Annotated in this window: 16 protein-coding genes and 1 pseudogene; 11 read left to right on the plus strand and 6 right to left on the minus strand. The window is 67.1% G+C overall.

All coding sequences use genetic code 11. The features are described from left to right. Positions 1 to 24 precede the first annotated feature (24 nt). The 3 genes and pseudogenes from AC5RWQ_RS11200 to AC5RWQ_RS11210 form a co-directional block, all read right to left on the minus strand. The gene (locus AC5RWQ_RS11200) at positions 25 to 1,035 is read right to left on the minus strand and encodes a mechanosensitive ion channel family protein (protein ID WP_494282660.1); all 1,011 of its coding nucleotides are present in this window, start codon (positions 1,033 to 1,035) and stop codon (positions 25 to 27) included. A gap of 145 nt (positions 1,036 to 1,180) precedes the next feature. Further along, positions 1,181 to 2,182, minus strand: a pseudogene (locus AC5RWQ_RS11205) (glycosyltransferase). A gap of 463 nt (positions 2,183 to 2,645) precedes the next feature. After that, on the minus strand, positions 2,646 to 3,227 hold the full coding sequence (locus AC5RWQ_RS11210; RefSeq protein ID WP_494282661.1) for a type 1 glutamine amidotransferase domain-containing protein: 582 nt from the start codon (positions 3,225 to 3,227) through the stop codon (positions 2,646 to 2,648). 125 nt (positions 3,228 to 3,352) lie between these two features. Between AC5RWQ_RS11210 and AC5RWQ_RS11215 the strand changes: the two genes are divergently transcribed. The 4 genes from AC5RWQ_RS11215 (at position 3,353) to AC5RWQ_RS11230 (ending at position 8,045) form a co-directional block, all read left to right on the plus strand. Further along, positions 3,353 to 4,315: an aldo/keto reductase gene (locus AC5RWQ_RS11215; RefSeq protein ID WP_494282662.1), complete on the plus strand. Its 963-nt coding sequence runs from the start codon at positions 3,353 to 3,355 to the stop codon at positions 4,313 to 4,315. A 472-nt stretch (positions 4,316 to 4,787) separates the two neighbouring features. Then, entirely contained in the window at positions 4,788 to 5,678 is an 891-nt protein-coding gene (locus tag AC5RWQ_RS11220; RefSeq protein WP_494282663.1) for a hypothetical protein, read from the plus strand. 45 nt (positions 5,679 to 5,723) lie between these two features. Next, the gene (locus AC5RWQ_RS11225; RefSeq protein WP_494282664.1) at positions 5,724 to 6,011 is read left to right on the plus strand and encodes a cytochrome ubiquinol oxidase subunit I; all 288 of its coding nucleotides are present in this window, start codon (positions 5,724 to 5,726) and stop codon (positions 6,009 to 6,011) included. A gap of 975 nt (positions 6,012 to 6,986) precedes the next feature. Then, the gene (locus AC5RWQ_RS11230; RefSeq protein ID WP_494282665.1) at positions 6,987 to 8,045 is read left to right on the plus strand and encodes a HupE/UreJ family protein; all 1,059 of its coding nucleotides are present in this window, start codon (positions 6,987 to 6,989) and stop codon (positions 8,043 to 8,045) included. Positions 8,046 to 8,056: 11 nt separating this feature from the next. Here the strand turns inward: AC5RWQ_RS11230 and AC5RWQ_RS11235 are convergent, their stop codons facing one another. Next, positions 8,057 to 8,416 (minus strand): ArsR/SmtB family transcription factor, encoded by a 360-nt coding sequence (locus AC5RWQ_RS11235; RefSeq protein ID WP_494282666.1) that lies wholly within the window; start codon positions 8,414 to 8,416, stop codon positions 8,057 to 8,059. A gap of 177 nt (positions 8,417 to 8,593) precedes the next feature. Between AC5RWQ_RS11235 and AC5RWQ_RS11240 the strand changes: the two genes are divergently transcribed. Then, positions 8,594 to 9,568, plus strand: a complete 975-nt coding sequence (locus tag AC5RWQ_RS11240) for a cation diffusion facilitator family transporter (protein WP_494282722.1) — start codon at positions 8,594 to 8,596, stop codon at positions 9,566 to 9,568. 185 nt (positions 9,569 to 9,753) lie between these two features. Here AC5RWQ_RS11240 and AC5RWQ_RS11245 read toward each other — a convergent pair whose 3' ends face one another. Continuing rightward, the gene (locus tag AC5RWQ_RS11245; protein WP_494282667.1) at positions 9,754 to 10,299 is read right to left on the minus strand and encodes a hypothetical protein; all 546 of its coding nucleotides are present in this window, start codon (positions 10,297 to 10,299) and stop codon (positions 9,754 to 9,756) included. A gap of 463 nt (positions 10,300 to 10,762) precedes the next feature. Here AC5RWQ_RS11245 and AC5RWQ_RS11250 point away from each other — a divergent pair, with 463 nt between their 5' ends. Then, positions 10,763 to 12,052: a PIN-like domain-containing protein gene (locus tag AC5RWQ_RS11250; protein ID WP_494282668.1), complete on the plus strand. Its 1,290-nt coding sequence runs from the start codon at positions 10,763 to 10,765 to the stop codon at positions 12,050 to 12,052. Between the two features lie 645 nt (positions 12,053 to 12,697). Next, on the plus strand, positions 12,698 to 13,426 hold the full coding sequence (locus tag AC5RWQ_RS11255) for an HAD family hydrolase (RefSeq protein WP_494282669.1): 729 nt from the start codon (positions 12,698 to 12,700) through the stop codon (positions 13,424 to 13,426). Here AC5RWQ_RS11255 and AC5RWQ_RS11260 read toward each other — a convergent pair. Next, positions 13,414 to 14,154 (minus strand): helix-turn-helix domain-containing protein, encoded by a 741-nt coding sequence (locus tag AC5RWQ_RS11260; protein WP_494282670.1) that lies wholly within the window; start codon positions 14,152 to 14,154, stop codon positions 13,414 to 13,416. The two genes, AC5RWQ_RS11255 and AC5RWQ_RS11260, sit on opposite strands and share 13 nt — an antisense overlap. A gap of 168 nt (positions 14,155 to 14,322) precedes the next feature. Here AC5RWQ_RS11260 and AC5RWQ_RS11265 point away from each other — a divergent pair, with 168 nt between their 5' ends. The 4 genes from AC5RWQ_RS11265 to AC5RWQ_RS11280 all read left to right on the plus strand — a co-directional run bounded on the left by AC5RWQ_RS11265 (position 14,323) and on the right by AC5RWQ_RS11280 (position 16,984). After that, entirely contained in the window at positions 14,323 to 14,640 is a 318-nt protein-coding gene (locus AC5RWQ_RS11265) for a hypothetical protein (RefSeq protein ID WP_494282671.1), read from the plus strand. 299 nt (positions 14,641 to 14,939) lie between these two features. After that, positions 14,940 to 15,824 (plus strand): hypothetical protein, encoded by an 885-nt coding sequence (locus AC5RWQ_RS11270; RefSeq protein ID WP_494282723.1) that lies wholly within the window; start codon positions 14,940 to 14,942, stop codon positions 15,822 to 15,824. A gap of 84 nt (positions 15,825 to 15,908) precedes the next feature. Continuing rightward, a complete protein-coding gene (locus AC5RWQ_RS11275) occupies positions 15,909 to 16,778 on the plus strand; it encodes an FtsK/SpoIIIE domain-containing protein (protein ID WP_494282672.1) in 870 nt (289 codons plus the stop codon). Continuing rightward, on the plus strand, positions 16,775 to 16,984 hold the full coding sequence (locus tag AC5RWQ_RS11280; protein WP_494282673.1) for a hypothetical protein: 210 nt from the start codon (positions 16,775 to 16,777) through the stop codon (positions 16,982 to 16,984). The genes AC5RWQ_RS11275 and AC5RWQ_RS11280 overlap by 4 nt, the downstream gene beginning before the upstream one ends. The last annotated feature ends 3 nt before the right edge of the window (positions 16,985 to 16,987 follow it).

A 16,987-nucleotide genomic window follows, 5' to 3' on the forward strand; every position in this document is an offset into this window, starting at 1 on the left:
CCGCCGAGCGGGCCACGGAAGCGGTCAGGGTTGGTACTGGTTGCGGGTTCGGGGCAACCATTGGGGATGGTGGTCGCGCAGGTAGCGGATCAGTCCCTCGCGTAGGTCGCAGCGCAGGTCCCAGGCGCTGGCGCCGTCCGCGGCCGAGGCCTGCACCTGGATGACCACGGTCTGCGGGGTGGCGTCGACCATCTGGAGCACCCACTGGCCGCGATCCCACAGTGGTGAGGACTCGACCAGTCGGCGTGCCTCCTGGCGCAGGTCGTCCAGGTCGGCGGTGTGGTCGACATGGACCTGAACCTTGCCGAGCACCCGCGACTCGTTGCGGGTCCAGTTCTGGAACGGCCGCTCGGTGAAGTACGTGGTCGGCAGGATGAGTACCCGATCGTCCCAGAGCCGGATCACCACGTTGGTCAGCTTCACCTCTTCGACCCGGCCCCATTCGCCGTCCACGACCAGCACGTCGCCGACATGCATCCCGTCGGCGAAGGCGATCTGGATGCCGGCGAACGCGTTGCCGAGCGCGGTTCGCGCGGAGAGGCCGATCACCGCGCCGATCACGCCGGCCGAGGTCAGGATGGAGATGCCGGCGAGGCGTACCGGCCGGAAGGTGATCAGGATCAGGCCGATCGCGACGACCGTAACCACGGCGACGGTGAGCCGCCGCACGGGGCGGATCTGGGTCCGGGCCCGCCGAATCCGCCGGCTGGTGACCAGATCGCCCGGCAGCTTGGTGAAGGCGGCCTTTTCAACGACGTTCAATATCCTGATCGCCAGCCACGAGCTGAGGGCGATCAGGACCAGCAGGGCGGTGTGCCGCAGATAACGCTGCCACTCGGCCGGTCCGGGCGGCAGCGCGTAGTACAGCGCCCCGACCAGCAGGACCGCGGCCGTCGGGCGGCGGCATGCGTGCCGCAGCGGCTCCAGCAGCCACTTGTAGCGGCCGCGGGCAGCCCGGCGGACCAGCATGCCGGAGATCAAGTCCGCGACCGCCGCCGTCGCCAGCGCGGCTACTACGATCGACGCGGTACGCATCAGAGGCCGTTCACCGTGATCCCGATGCCAACCTTCCCCCAGCTCCCTGCCCAGTCCACGTGCACAGGGTGCCATCCAGTCCGGCGGTAGGCGGCGAACATCGGCTTAGTCGGTTGGAGGGATTTGCTCAACCAGTCCTAGACATTCACGCAGCGCGCCGGTAGATCGTCTCGTAGCCACGGGCCATCCGCTGCGCGGAGAAGTTCTCCGCCACGTGGGCGACGCAAGCCGCCGGGTCGAGTGCGGTCGCTTCGTGCAGCGCCGCCGGCAGTTCCTCGTCTGCCTCCGCAGACCAGGCCGGTCAGGCCGGGTCGGACGAGTTCCGGGACGGCGCCGCGGTTGAGCGCGACCACCGGGGTGCCGGTCGCCATGGCCTCCAGCATGACCATGCCGAAGGGCTCCTCCCACTGGATGGGCATGATCAGGCAGCGGGCGTCGATCAGCATCTGCAGCACGGCCTCCCGCGTTGAACACCACCGTGACGTCCTCGTCGAGCAGTGGCCGGATGACTTCGTCGTAGTAGCGGCGTTCGATCGGCTCATTGCACTTGCCAACCAGCGTCAGCGGCAGGCCGGAGGCCCGGCACGCCGGGATGGCAACATCCGGGCCCTTGTCAGGGCTGAACCGGGCCAGCCAGAGCACCGGCCCCCGGCCGGGCGCCGTCTTGTGGGCGATGCCGGCGAGGTCCATCGCATGTACGGCGCCGGCCCAGGGCAGCCGCGGGTTCATTCGACGCTGGGCGTGCGAGATGGCAACCAGGGACGGTGCTCTGGTCGGTGAGGCTGAGCACGTCGCCGTACTCGCCTACCGGGTTGCCGTGCACGGTCGCCACGGTGGCCACGCCGCGCCGGCCGGCGATCATCGGGCCGATGGTGGTGTGGTCGTGAATGACGTCGAAGTCAGCCGCGCTGATCAGGTGGGTGACTCGGGCCGCGTGGGCCAGCTCGGGCAGCGTCTCGCCGAGCCGCTCGTACTGCAGTTCGGGCACCGTCGAGACGAAGTCGGCGGCGGTGCCATGCTGCGGCCCCGCCCCGAACAGGGTCACCTGGTGACCCCGATCGACCAGCGCGTCCACGAGCCCGGCCACCACGTGCTCCACCCCGCCGTAGCCCGGTGGAGGCACCGACAGCCAGGGCGGGAGCACCATCGCGATCCGCAGCGGCCGATTCTGCGAGCGGTCGGCCAGCCGGTGGTTCGTTGCCACCAAGCCCTCCCGTTGATCCTTGCAGCGAGGTTCGATGTGGTCGTGCTGTCGTTTCCCGTCGCCGTGACAGAGGCCGGCGCCGGGACCGCGGGCTGGCGGTCCGACCCAGGCGCAGCAATGGTCCGCCCGGGCAAGGTGTAGCCCTGGGATGGCTGGGGAGGGCCGACTACCTGGGCCTATGCACACAGGACGGCAAGAGGTACGAATACCGGCGACAGCGCTTCATTCCCTTGCTGTTCGGCCCGGAAGCCACGCACGGCACCGCCCAAGTGCACGCGTACTACTGGATCAGCCAGGCCGGCAGGCCCAAGCGGAAAGCATCCCAAGCGGCGCCAGATCCGGTTGCCGGGGATACCGGGCCGGGGCTCCCGGCCGGGCTGATCCCCCCGGCCTGGAGCCCCACCGGTCAGGCTGTCGCCATCTGGCGAACGTGTTTGCCCTCGGCGAACTCCTCGACCATCTTGGCGCAGAAGGCCGGAAGGTCGCTGGGGCTCCGGCTGGTGACCAGGCCGTTGTCGACCTGCACCTGTTCGTCCACCCAGTTCCCGCCCGCATTGCGGATGTCGGTGCGCAGGCTGGGGAACGAGGTGACGGTCCGGCCGTTGACGATCCCGGTCTCGACCAACGACCAAGGGCCGTGGCAGATCGCCGCCACCGGCTTCTGTTGCTGGAAGAACGCCCGGACGAAGTCCATCGCCTGCGGGTTCATCCGGAGCCGGTCGGGGTTGACCGTCCCACCCGGCAGCAACAGGGCGTCGTAGTCGGCCGCATTGGCCTCGTTCACGGTCCGGTCCACCCGATAGTGGTTGGCCGGATTGATGTCCTGGTTCATCGACTGGATCTCGCCGGATTTCAACGAGATCAGGTGGACCTCTGCCCCCGCCTGCTCCGCGGCGGCCCGGGACTGGGTGTACTCCACGTCCTCCACCCCGTCGGCGGCGAGGCAAGCCACTCGCTTGCCGGTCAGTGGCTGCTGGCTCTGCGCCATTTCTGCGGCCTCCCTTCGCGGCGCCACCCCGTCGGTGGCGCATCGCTCGCTCGCGGTCGCCTTCCCGGTGCGGGCACCGGCAAACAGGCCAGCGAACGCCGCTCAAGGGTGGATAATCCGGCCACATGCCGGCTGCACAGCGCGATGGCCTGTGCGGGAAAGGGCCCCGCTACGAGGGTGTGCTGAGTGTCTTTGCGGGTAACGCAGGCAATCCACTGGTACCGAGGCTTTTCGGAAAGGTCGACATGACCCTCGCTGCAGACGCGATCGAGCTGCCGTCCGGCCAGACCATGCCCGTGCTGGGCCAGGGAACGTGGTACCTGGGCGAGCGCCCCGCGAGGCGGCGGGACGAGATAGCCGCCCTACGCACCGGGCTCGACCTGGGTATGACCATGATCGACACTGCGGAGATGTACGGTGACGGCGCTTCCGAGGAACTCGTCGGCGAGGCGATCGGCGGACGACGCGCCGAGGTCTTTCTGGTCGACAAGGTGCTGCCGTCCAACGCCAGCCGACGGGGAACCGTGCAGGCCTGCCGCCGCAGCCTGCAACGACTCGGCGTCGACCATATCCACCTCTACCTGCTGCACTGGCGCGGCACGCATCCACTCGCGGAGACGATCGAGGCGTTCGCCGAACTCGTCGACGCCGGTGACATCGGGCAGTGGGGCGTGAGCAACTTCGATCTTTCCGACATGACGGAGCTACTCGATGCGGGCGGGAACTCCTGCGCGACCAATCAGATTCTGTACAACCTCACCCGCCGCGGTCCCGAGTACGACCTGCTGCCGTGGCTACGCGAGCACCGAATCCCGGTGATGGCGTATTCACCGATCGAGCAGGGCCGACTGCTCGGCCACCCCCAGGTCGCGGAGGTCGCCGCCCGGCACGGGGCCACGCCCGCTCAGGTCGCCCTGGCCTGGCTGCTGCGGCAGGACATGGTTGCGGCCATCCCCCGATCGTCCAATCCCGAACACACCAGGGAGAACGCGGAAGCGCGCAACCTGCATCTGACTGAGGAGGACGCGGCGGCACTCGACACGGCGTTCCCGTCGCCGGCCGGCCCGCAACCGCTGGAGATGTTGTAGCGTCACCGACCGTTTCGGCGGACGGCGCCGGTCGAGGTCGCGCCATCCGCTCAGGCGTCGGGTCGGCCAGCCTGCGGGCCGCCTCCGAGAGCCAGGCGAGATCGGCGTCGAACCGGTGGCGCTCGCGTGCCTAACCGAGGGATCGGCCGGGCCAACCCGACGGTCGTCCCCAATGACCGGGGTCAGCAGCGGTCGGTGGTCGCCCGATGGCGGCTCATCGCGTAGCTCGACCAATTCCCGTGATTCTGGGACAGCCTGTCGCTCGATTCAACAACGTGACGACCACCAAGCAGGCCGTCACCAGCGCGACCGGCATGATCCTCATGACCGGCGGTTGCTCTCCTGAGCCGTTTGATGCGTCGGCGCACGGGTAGACCGCGACCCGGTCCGAGGGGATGGGCCGAGGATCGGAGCCACATACCGATGATGGGCTCGTCCGGTCCGCATGCTAGGCGAGGCCGAGGAGTGCGGGATGATCGAACCGGAGAGCCGGGACACGGGCAAACGGGAGTCGCCCGCGCAACCACGCGAGCAGGTCGATCGGCAGCGCGACGCGGAGGAGGGCGGGGCAGTCGCAGGTCAGGGCCAGAACATCGGTGCCGCCGGCGGGCCGACGGTTGCCGACCCCGGCGAACGCCCCGCCGTCCCGCAGAGTGGTGAGCGCGGCCTTCCTCAGCCGGCTGGCGGGCACAGCAGCAAGACGATGTCAGACCCGGACGTCGTCCTCCAGATCCCGCAGGTCAAGGTCGAACAGATCTACGTCGAGGTCGACAACCTGGACGCCTCCGTCTCACTGCGAGCCCGGCTGGGTAGTCTGCTCCAGCTCGACGTGGGCGTTCAGGCGCATCTCGGCACGGTGAAGATCGACATCAAGGGCGTCGAGACCGAGGCGATGCTCGAGGTTCGGCTCGAAGAGCTCCGCGGCATTCTCGACAGCGCCCTCCGTACCATCGAGCGCAACCCTCAGATCATCGAGTCGGTGGTGAAGACGGTGGACACCGCCGTGAACCAGGTCGGGCAGACAGCTCAGCAGGCGCTCGGGCCGCAGGGGCCGCTAGCGCGAACGCTCGACCACGTCGGGCAGACGGCGCAGGAGGCGCTGGGGCCCAATGGGCCGCTGTCGCAGACGCTGCAGCAGGCCACCCAGCAGGTCGGTCAACAGCTCGGGCAGACCACCCAGCAACTGGCTCAGAACAGCGGGGCGGCGGCTGGCAGCGGTGTGGGGGGTCTGGGTGGCGTGCTGGGCAGTTCTCCGGCCCGAGCGGCGTGGCAACGGATGAAGAAGATCGTCAACAGCAGCCAGCCATTGAGGCAGGTCACGGCGCGGCTGGTAGGACCGCAGGGGCAACAGCCGCAGAGCTGATCGACGTCCCGGGTCGACGTTCTTCGTGGTCTCCCGAACGCCTGGATGAACCAGCCGCGAGGCTTCGACCTGGTCACCGGCGAGGTGACCGACGTGCGGCCCTGGGCGGCGATGTTCAACCCGGTGACCGGGCCGCCGACCGCACACATGATCATCGCGGCGTTCCTGGTCACCGGTTTCGGCATTGCCAGCGTGTACGCCGTCGCGCTATTGCGCGGTCGCCGGGGCCGCTTCCACCGCCTCGGGCTCGCCATCCCGTCCACTGCAGCCGCACTCTTCGCCCCGGTACAGGTCGTGGTGGGCAACTGGGCCCCGCACTACGTCGGCGACTAACCAGCCGCCGAAGTTCGCCACGACGGAAGGGCTCGGCCGCACCCGGGCGGGCGCGCCGCTCTCCCCGGGCGGCGCCTACGTCGACGGCGAACTCCGCTATGCGGTGGAGATCCCCAACGCTCTCTTTCCTGCTCGCCAGATGGAACCCGAAGGCCGTGGTGCCGGGGTTCGACCAGGTGCCGGACGACCAGGAACCGCCCGCGATCGTCGTGCACTGGGCCTACCAGCTGACGCCGACGGCGGCGGCTGAATCACCAGGGCTCTACTGCGCACCCGCCACCTCAGGAAGACCAGGACCAGGGTCAGCCGGCGATCCTGCCGCGCACCGAGGGCTCGTCGAACCGCCTGACACGGCAACAGGTGGCAACATCTGCAGCGGTTGACGCTGAATCAAGAGACCAAAATGTCGCTTCATCCAAGACGCAAACGAAGCAGCAGGTCAGCGCGTCTCACGGCCAGCAGACCGACGGCCACCGGTCCGTGCCGTTACCGCCAACGAAGATCATCCGTTACCGGGCGTTACCGCCGTTACCGGAGAAGATCTTCATCTTCCCAGGTCAACCGGTCGGTACGGCCGGATTCGAACCGACGACCCCTTGACCCCCAGGCAACGATTCCGCTTCGCTGAGCTGGCGTTGCTGAGCCTCTCACCTGCGCGAACGGTGCGCCGGCGTCCGTGGTTGTGCGGCAGTGTTCGCACCCGTAGTCACTCACTTAGACACTCACCTTGGCACCGCCAGCCCGGTGGTCAGTCCTGCGCATCCTCGCTGTCAGCGCTGCCCTCGGCCTTGCGGCCGGCCTAGCGGGACTACCCGTCTCCTGACGCACGCACCCGCGCCCCGGAGCCAGTCCCAGGAAGTATCGACGTCTTGTCTGCCAGGTCACTGCGGGAACTAAGCGGGTCGGCGCAGCGACTACTAGACGGACGTGGCAGGCCCCGAGCCTGCGGATGATCAGGGATGGGGGGCGGCGCGGATGCTGGCGGTGCGACGGAGTGCGGTCATCGGTGCTGCGTTGGTGAGCATGATGCTCGTGTTCCCCCAAGTGGCGTGGGCACACGGTGTCGGTGGATCAAGCGAGACCGTCGGCGGGTTCGTGTGGCTGGGCACGAAGCACATGCTTGCCGGGTGGGATCACCTGCTGTTCGTCGGTGGCATCCTGCTGCTGTCGGGCGAGATGCGGCGGGCCGCCAAGCTGATCTCGCTGTTCGCGCTGGGCCACAGCGTCACGCTGTTCACCGCGACGGTCGCCGACTGGCATATCAATCCGGTCATGGTCGACATCGTGGTTGCGTTGAGCCTGGTCTTCGTTGGTGTGGTCGGGCTACGGGGCAGGCCGAAAAACTGGGCGTGGTTCGCCGCGGCCGTGCTCGCCTTCGGCCTCGTGCATGGGCTGGGCCTGGCCACCCGGTTGCAGGACGTGGGCCTGCCGTCGGACGGGCTGATCCCCCGGGTGCTGGCCTTCAACGTCGGCGTCGAGATCGGGCAGCTCATCGCGGTCGTGGCCATGTTCATGCTCGGTGACGTGCTGCGTCACTACCTCCCCCGCCTGCGGGATGTCCGCCTGTCGCATGGCGCGCTGATCGCGGTCGGCGTGGTCGCTGCGGCGGTCCTGGTTATCACCTCTGGCGGTGAGGCGCTGCGACCGGTCCAGGCCGGCGCCCAGGCTGCGGGCAGCTGCGACGTCCGCAACCGTACCGAGATCTTCCCGGCCGGTGGTGGGCACCCGGTCAAGGACTTCTTCGAGCCGGGCGAGACAGTGCCCGCAACCTCGTTCGGGCACGTCATCGGCGACGGCTTCGTGATCGTGAACTACCGTCCGGACCTCCCCGCCGATCAGCTCGCCCAGGTGCGCGCCTTGGTCACCGATCCCATCTCCGGCCGTGTCGTCGGCGGCCCCGCCGCCGGGCAGACAGAGGCCGTCAAGGCGGTCCACGCCTACCGCACCATCGCCTGCGACACCCTGGACGTCGACGCCGTCCGTGAGTTCACCCGCGACTGGTTCGCCGACCCGCGTTCCAAGCCCGCCGAGTAGTCCACCTGCGTTCAGTCGTGCTCGGGGATGCCGGCCACCCGGTGGGAGGCGGCGTGCATGACTTCGGTCACGAGCCGACGGACGTGGCCACCTCGGGCGGCATACAGGACGCGGCGGCCGTCCCGCCGCACCGTGACCAGCCCGGCCAAGCGCAGCTTGCCCAGGTGCTGCGACACCGCCGGGCGCGCCACCCCCAGCGCCGCCACCAGGGCCGTCACGTCATGCTCGCCCTCGACGAGCAGCGACATCAACCGCAGCCGGGTGCCGTCGCCCAGCATCCGCAACATCTCGGTCGCTGCCTCTACCTGGCTATCGGCAGGGAGGCGTTGTTGCAGGTCATTGGCATTTGCAACGTTGTCGCGTGCGTACATGAGCACATATTATCGCCGGCGACAGGCGGCCCGGATCTTCCGTGCCGAACGGGGTAGGGGGAACCGATGCACGACCACGAGCACGGACATGACCACGGTCACGATCACGGGCCTAACGAATCGCATGGGCACGACCATCACGACGGCGGCGGTCGCCTCGCCTCCTGGTGGCACCGGCTGCGTCACGCGGTCACGCCGCACTCGCACGACTCCCGCGACACAATCGATCCCGCCCTGGAGTCCTCCCGGGAAGGGCTACGCGCCCTGTGGATCTCCCTGGTCGGCCTCGGGATCACGGCTGTCGCCCAAGCGGTCATCGTCGTGCTGTCCGGATCGGTCGCCCTGCTCGGCGACACCCTGCACAACGTCGCCGACGCCCTGACCGCTGTCCCCCTCGGCATCGCCTTCCTGCTCGGCCGCCGGGCCGCGACCCGCGCCTACACCTACGGCTACGGCCGGGCCGAAGACCTCGCCGGCATTGTCATCGTCGCGGTGATCGCCGCCTCCGCCGTCGCCGCCGCCTGGACCGCCATCACGCGGCTCCTAAACCCCGCCGAGGTGACCCACCTGCCCTGGGTGGCCGCAGCCGGGCTCGTCGGCTTCGCCGGCAACGAACTCGTCGCCCGCTACCGCATCCGCGTCGGCCGGCGCATCGGCTCCGCCGCACTGATCGCCGACGGCCTGCACGCCCGCACCGACGGCTACACCTCCCTCGCCGTCCTCGCCGCCGCCGGCGGCGCAGCCCTCGGCTGGCGCTGGGCCGACCCCGCCATCGGCCTGGTCATCGCCGTCGCCATCACCTTCGTGCTCAAGGACGCCGCCCGCGAGGTCTACCGCCGCCTCATGGACGCCGTCGACCCCGCCATCGTCGACCAGGCCGAGACGACGCTCCGCACGATCGACGGCGTGCGGGATGTTGCCGCGGTGCGGCTGCGCTGGATCGGTCACCGCCTGCACGCCGAAGCCGAGCTGGTCGTCGACGCCCACCTCAGCCTCATCGCCGCACACGAGATCGCCGCCGACGCCGAACACCAGCTCACCCACGCCGTACCCCGGCTGACCAGCGCAACCGTCCACACCGATCCGCATAGCCACCCCGGCGGGCACCACCACACGGACCTATCCCACCAACGCCGGCAACGCCCGAGCTGACCGTCCACGCCTCCAACTGAATCCGGCGTACAGGTCGACACGTCCGTCGCCCACCAGGCCAGCCGCCGTCACATGGCGGCTGACCTGCTGTTTCTTCGGCTGCTGCTGGTCGTCTTTGGTCATCCCTGGTCGGCGTTTGACGGCCCGGTGACGGCCCAGGCGGCCCGGGGACGGCCCCGTGCTTCTTAGTTCGGCCAGCCGATCGAGGAGCCGGCGAAGCGGCCACCGTGCCGTTCAGCCATCGCGGACAGGGCTCGCATCCGTGCCTCGAAGGCTGGGCTAGGCATGAGTTCGGGGAAGGCGACAACGAGCTGCCAATGGAACCCTGCCGCAACATGCTCGTCGTTGGTCATAGGGCGGCCCGTCTGGCCCGGCCGGTACGTGGCCAATCGCTGCGCGCCTAACTCCGTCAACTCTGCACGGCATGCGTCAGCGGCGGCGGGGCTCGGGAGGTCGATGCAGTACGTGGTCTGCCGCGCCGTCGTTTCGGGGTACTCGTCACCGTGTCCCATCGCCCAGTGAAGACGCTGGGCCAGGTCATGAAGGAGAAGACTGAGATCACCTTCTGAGGCTCCTGCTGGCAACGGCCCGTGCTCAGTCAGCCGTCGGATCAGTTGATGCGTCACGCCAGGTGGAAGCTGGTCTGCCAGCAACAGCCCGTGGAGGACCACGTTCAGTCCGAGGAGCGCCGCTAGGTCTTCGTACAGCAGGGGCCGCATTTCAGGCTTCACCTGGCCAACCTATCCGCAGCCACCCGAGCGACGGTCAGACGTTGAAGCGGAACTCAGAGCGGCTGTCCCGCCAGCAGCGGAAACGTGGCGTGTGACCTGCTCATGCAGCGTCTCGGGCTGCCATCGTTAGTGGCTGGTTGACGACATTTGACGGTGTCTTGTGCCCCCTGTGTGCCCCACACTGCCAAGAGCCGGCTAAGGTCGGCCAGCCTCGCCTTGCACTGTTCAACTGCTCCGCCCGGTACGTGCGCCGCGTTGGCTACTCGCGCGGCTACTCAGCGCGCCAGCCCCGCTAGGATCCGACCCTCAGGCCGGGGCGGCTTCCGTGTCGCTCGCTGTCCGCGGGCTGGCGGCCCTGTCCAACACACCACACGGCAGAAGCAGCAGAACGCCCATGGATGCTGACGGCAGTGCATGGAAGCCTCTATGGTATCCGTGTTTGGTCTTTGGGGATGGAGAATGGATGACGGGACTGAGCGACGGCTTTGAAAGCTTTCTAGTGCCGTCAGAAAGCGAAATCCGGACAGCGATAACGCAAGGACTTGTTGTCCTCGATACAAACGTTCTCCTCGAAGCCTACCGATTTGCGCCGACTGCAAGGGTTCAGCTATTCACTGTTCTGCGGAGTCTCGGCGATCGACTTTGGATACCGCACCAAGTAGCCTTGGAATTCCACAAGAACAGGCTTTCTGTCATCGCCAACTTTGACGACTCATACAATCAAGCCCTCAAAGCTGTAGACGAGTTCCGGGCAACCATTGAGCAAGTCTTGGGCCAGAAAGCCGCAGAGCTGGCGAACAGGGTTAGCCTCTCGGAAAGGGAGCGACAGGGTCTCCTCGCGCCCATCATGCATGGACTGAACTTGACGCAGGAGCGCCTCAGCAAGATGCGCAAGCGGCATGGCCTACAGCCGGATTCAATTGTCGATGACCCTATTCTTCAGACGCTTCGCAACGTCTTCGACGGCAGAGTTGGATCAGAGATGCCGACCGACCAACGCCTCCAAGCTATCAAAGAGGCGAGCCGTAGGGCGGCAGAGAAGGTCCCTCCTGGGTACAAGGATTTTGCAACGAAGAGTGACGGTAGCGGCGATTACCTCGTGTGGGCTCAAACGCTTGAGGAGGCAACTCGCCGAAAGCTTCCCATACTCTTTGTTACCCGCGACGCCAAGGAAGACTGGTTTCTTAGGCTTCGCGGGAAGACGGTCTGCGGCAGACCGGAACTGGTGGCGGAGGCGCGACGAGTCGCCGGAGTGCATGCAATTATTATGCAAACCCACACCTTGTTGTTCCACGCGCGATCCTTTCTGCAACCCGAAATTAGCGATGAGACGATTCGGCAAGCCGTCAAGGCTGCCGAGCAGGACGGGCCACAAGATCCGCAAAGACTCGAAGTTCCTGCTGATGTCCTAAATCGGATGATCGAACAGGCAGAGGGGGCCGCTGAAAGCGCGTTCAAGGAATTTCAAGACACCATCGCAATGCGGGAGCGGATTCAGAAGGAACAGCGATCCCTAGCCGACCTCAGCAGCGAGGAGTTGATCCGCAGGGTGCAACTCAACGAGGCTCGTTTCGTGCAGGTCGAAGAACGAATGCGCCGGACACGCAGAAATCTTTATCTCCTGCGAGGAGCGGAAAAAACCCCTGACAATACCGCCGTGATTTCTTGGGTCGGCCCGCCTCAGCCTTGGTTCTTCCGTGGGATGGCGCAAAAGGCCTTGGCGAAAGGAAAGGGCGAAGGTTCGCTGAATTAGAGTCACCCTAAGCTGCCATCCCGTCTGCCCTCGACCCGCCCTCCCGGGGAGCGGGCCGCCGCCCGGCCCGCCACGTCAAGCGGACCTTGACGGCTCGTACGGACGCTGGCGGGTCGGGCGGTGGTCTGCTCGGCTTGCCCGGGTCGATGGCAGGCGGGATGGCCTACCGCAACCCCCCACAGACGGTGACCCGCCGACGCAGCCCCGGCCATCCTGGAGCCGGAGCGCCCCCGCCGGAGGCGCAGTAGCGGTAACCCCGCGACCGCCGCCAGCTCGCCGACGCGGCCGGCGTGCGCTCCCCTACGCCGCGCGGGCTCGTGGCCGCGCGGCCCGGCCGGCTGCCGGCCCACCCCTCCACCGGTCAACGCCTGTCGTTCTGCGGCGGCTCTCCGGGCTCCCCGCTCTCCGCGCCAGCCGCCGGGCATCAGGCGTGACGGCCGCAGAGCGACAGCGGCAGCGGCCGGCGCGCGCCCTGGCGGCGGCGCGTGCGGCCCGTTCAGGGCCGCCTTGAAGACGTACAGAAACTTTGAACCACATCGCCGGCGGCCGGCCTGAAATCGGCCTCACCACCTCCCGACCTGGCTTGCCCCCGCGAGGGCCGTTCGGCACCGTGTGGTTATCGGAGGTAGCTGAGATGATGGCAGCGTGACCACGCCGAAGACCCTGATCCTCTGGGACGTCGACCACACGTTGATCGAGAACGGTGGCGTCAGCAAAGAGACTTACGCTCTCGCCTTCGAGCTACTGGTTGGCGATCCGCCTTCGGTCCGTCCTCAGACGGACGGAAGGACCGACCAATCAATCATGGCGGAACTCTTCGCGACCAACGGTGTCGAGATGACCCAAGCCCACCGTGATGCGCTCTTCGCAACGCTCGTCGAGGCCATGGAGCGGAACGCTGACGCACTCCGGCTTCGTGGTCACGCCCTGACAGGTGCTGGTGCTGCTCTGACGGCTGTCAGTCAGGACGACTCGCTCGTGCAGTCGGTGCTTACCGGCAACATCCCTGAAAATGCGTTCACCAAGCTAGCCACCTTCGGATTACATAAGCACCTCGACTTCGAGGTAGGGGGCTTCGGCTCCGACAGTATGGTCCGCGCTGACCTGGTAGCGGCTGCCCAAGCCAAGGCCGGCACCAAGTACGGCACCGTGTTCGACCGCGGCAACACAGTCCTGGTTGGCGATACAACCCGTGATGTCGAGGCAGGCGTCCAAGGTGGTGCCCGCGTCCTGGCCGTTGCGACCGGCGTCGACGCTGTGGAAGCCCTACGAGAGGCGGGTGCCGACCTCGTTCTGGAGGACCTGTCCGACACGGAGCTGGTTCTGCGCTCCCTACATCAGGTCGCGGACGGAGCAGGTGCTCACGGCTCGTAGGGCTTGGACTCTTCCCAGATGCGCTCAAAGCTCGTTGCGTAGGTGTCGAACAGGTCCGTCGAGCTGTTGCACCGTCGCAAGTGGAGAATCGGAGCCATGTAGCCGTACGTCCCGAAGATGTGCTGGTTGATTAGCATTTGATCGTCGAATCGGAAAATCGAGTTGTAGAGCGTCGTCCTGTGCACGTGGAAAGTAATGCCGGGAACGCCTAGCAGCGGGCGATAGTAAGCGAGGGCCATCCGCACTCGCCCGTCAATGGCGTCGTAAAGGCGTTCTTCGCGTCCCCGCAGCTCCAACTCCTGCGTCCCGGGCTCGCCTAGAGCGATCCGAACCTTAACGCCGTTGGCCGCCTTGTACTTGATGATCTCGATGGACTCGGGGTTCTCTTCAGGCAGGAAGAGGCTGGCAAACGCGACCAGGTCCAGCCTCTCGCGCGTCGCCAGCAGGAGATCCGACCAGAGTTGCTTCGGTGATTCCGAGCGATGGGGATAGAAGCCCACGACCTCTGCCGAAGCGCTTGTGTCCTGCGGCCGGTCTAGGTCAGGCCATAGCCAACTCATCGGCACGTCGAGCAACTTCGCCGCGCGCTGAGCTGTCGTCTGGTGAGGGATCCGGCCGGTTGTGATCCAGCGTTGCACCGTCTTTGGATCAACACCTAGGTCATCGGCAAACGTTCGCTCGGTGTGGTTGTTGCTCCGTAGAGCATTCCGTAGGCGTTCGTTTGCCATCGTCAATCTCCAAGCCGGGACGCAGAAGGGACGCCGTAGGGACACTCTATCCCGGAAGTGCTGTCCCGAAAAGACTATCCCTTGTGGTTACTGTGTCCGCTCTCTTGCGGTTTCCTGGTTGCAGAGCAGTCGTCCACTGGGGACGCGCTCGGACACAGGAGGTCTGTTGTGAAGCTGTACGTGGACACCACGAGCAAGCAGGTGACGGCGTCGAAGGACCCGGAGCCGAAGAACGACCAGAACGGCAACCAGAAGTCCGAGAAGAACACGGGCCGGCTCATGTGGTCCACCCAGGTCTTCGTTCTCGACGAGAACGGCGGGGAGGTCATCACCATCACCACGGCGGGTGAGAAGCCGAGCGTGAAGGTGGGCGACTTCCTGGCGGTCGAGCAGTTGGAGGCCATTCCGTGGGCGACCAACGGGCGCAACGGCGTCGCGTTCCGGGCGGTGTCTCTGAAGCCGAAGAACGGTTCTGCGGCCAAGTAGGTCTCTTCGCACGACGTGCTGTGTGTGCCACTGGTGTCCGTGGCCACCGCGCAAGCGGCCTGATGGTCCGCTGAACCCCACCTCAATGCGGTTCCGGGAGTTGTTCCTGACTCCTACTTCTCCCGGTCCGGTCGCCACCTGGCAGTGGTGACAACCCCAAGGAAATGGCCCGGGGTCGGTACTGACTCCTACGTCTGCCGACCCCGGTGCCGCCCACTCATCCAACCCAACTGGCATTGGGAGGACTCGTCGTGTCCAAGTCTAGCCCCCGCCGCTTCGGCGGCAAGTCAACCGGAACGGTGACGGTCATCGAGGCCAAGGTTCACCGATCCTCCGCGCGCAACGCCAAAATGGCGTTCATCCTGACGGCGGTCATCGTCGGCCTCCTGTCGGCCGTGGTGGCCGCTTCCTACTGGCACCCCATCGTGGCCCTGATCGTCGGTGCCCTGATCGGCGTCCCGACCGGTGCCCTGGTCTGGCTGCTCGTCCGCGTATGGCCGGTAATCCGGCTGCTGTGGTGGTGGAGCCTCGAAACCACCCTCGCGATCGCGCTGCTCACCGTATGGGTGCAGCTCGCCAACCACACCCCGACCGTGGTGACCCTGCTCGTGGTCGCCCTGGTCGTCGGCGTCCCCGCCGCCATCCCCACGTTCCGCCGCCGGGTGGTCGCCTGGACCTGGTGCCTCGTGGTGCGCCACCGGCTGCGCGTGTGCTTCGCGCAGTTCATCATCGCCAACCAGTCCGGCAGCCTCCCTCTGATCCTGTGGGCACGCCCCACCCCGGTCGGCGAGCGGGTCTGGGTCTACCTGCGCCCCGGCCTGTCGGCCAAGGACCTGGAATCCCGGCTCGACAAGATCGCGGTCACCTGTCACGCCTCCACGGTGCTCCTCGAGCGCGCTTCGGAGAACAACGCCGCTTACCTGCGGTTCGACATCAAGCGCCGTGAGGTGCTCACCGCCCGGGTGAACTCTCCGCTGGTCGATGCCATCGACCGCAACGCGCCGGTCTCGGCGTCACCGCTGACGGTGCCTACCGCCCTGGACCTACCGGACGTCGACGCTCCGACGATCACTCTCCCGGCCCAGGGCAAGCCGGCGAAGAAGCCGGCCTCCACCGCCAACGGCAGCAAGCCCGCGGCTTCCTCGTCGTCCGCGCCGGACGACGACACCTCTGACTGGATCTGACCCACACCAACCCGGGACGCGAGGAGCCATGACGGCTCGTTCGTGTGGCTTCTCGCGCCCACACCCCGCCCAAGGAGGGCACCCATGACCACCACGACTCCCACCTCCGCTGAGGCGGTGCCGGTGGGTGCTGGCCTGTCGATGTTCGACCCGGTGTTCATCGGGATCGACGAGTTCGGTCAGCCCGTCTACCTCGACGTCGTCTACCACAACCTGCTCGCCGCCGGTGAGCCCGGAGGCGGGAAGTCCGGCCTGGTTAACAACATCTGCGGACACGGCGTCCTGTGCGACAAGACCCGCCTCGTGCTGTTCGACGCCAAGCTGGTCGAACTCGGCCCCTGGCGCGACCTGGCCGATGCGTTCATCGGCCCCGACATCGACCAGGGCATCGACGTGCTGCGCCGTCTCCTGGTCGTGGCCACCAACCGCTACACCTGGCTGCTGGCGAACCGGCGCCGCAAGCTCGGCCCCGGTGATGGCATGTCGGTCATCCTCACCGTCATCGACGAACTCGCCATGTTCTCCACGGTGCTCGGCACCAAAGCCCAGCAGGAAGAGTTCTCGACCCTCTTGCGCGGGCTCGTCTCCCTCGGCCGCGCCTGCGGCATGCCCGTCGTCGCCGCCACCCAACGGCCCTCCTGGGACATCATCCCCGCGTCGCTGCGGGACCTGTTCGGCTACCGGGCCGCGTTCCGCTGCACCTCGCTGAACAGCTCGAACATCATCCTCGGTCAGGGCTGGGCCGAGCAGGGCTACACCGCCTCCGACATCGCCCCCACCAACCAGGGCGCGGCCTACCTCCTGGCCGAAGGCGGCACACCTCGCCGCATCAAGGCCGCGTACCTCACCGACACCGACATCTACAACATCGCCGACTACGCCGCCTGGACCCGCCGCCCCACCGGCACCAGCACCCCGGCGGTCAACCCCACTGAGTGGGAGATGGCGGCATGACCACCCGCGAACGCACCTACGCCAAGGCCAACAACCAGCGGGCCGCGCAGTTCGTCGAGCTGTGGATCGTCGCTCAACCGGCCGAGATCGCGGCCATGGTCCAGGTCGCCTCCGCTAGCGGCCGACTCGTCTACCTGTCCCCGCCGACCCCGATGGGCGGCGACGACACCCGCCACCGCCGCTACCTGCGGCTGCGCACCACCTGAAAC

The sequence above is a fragment of the Micromonospora sp. BS32 genome (assembly GCF_059089345.1).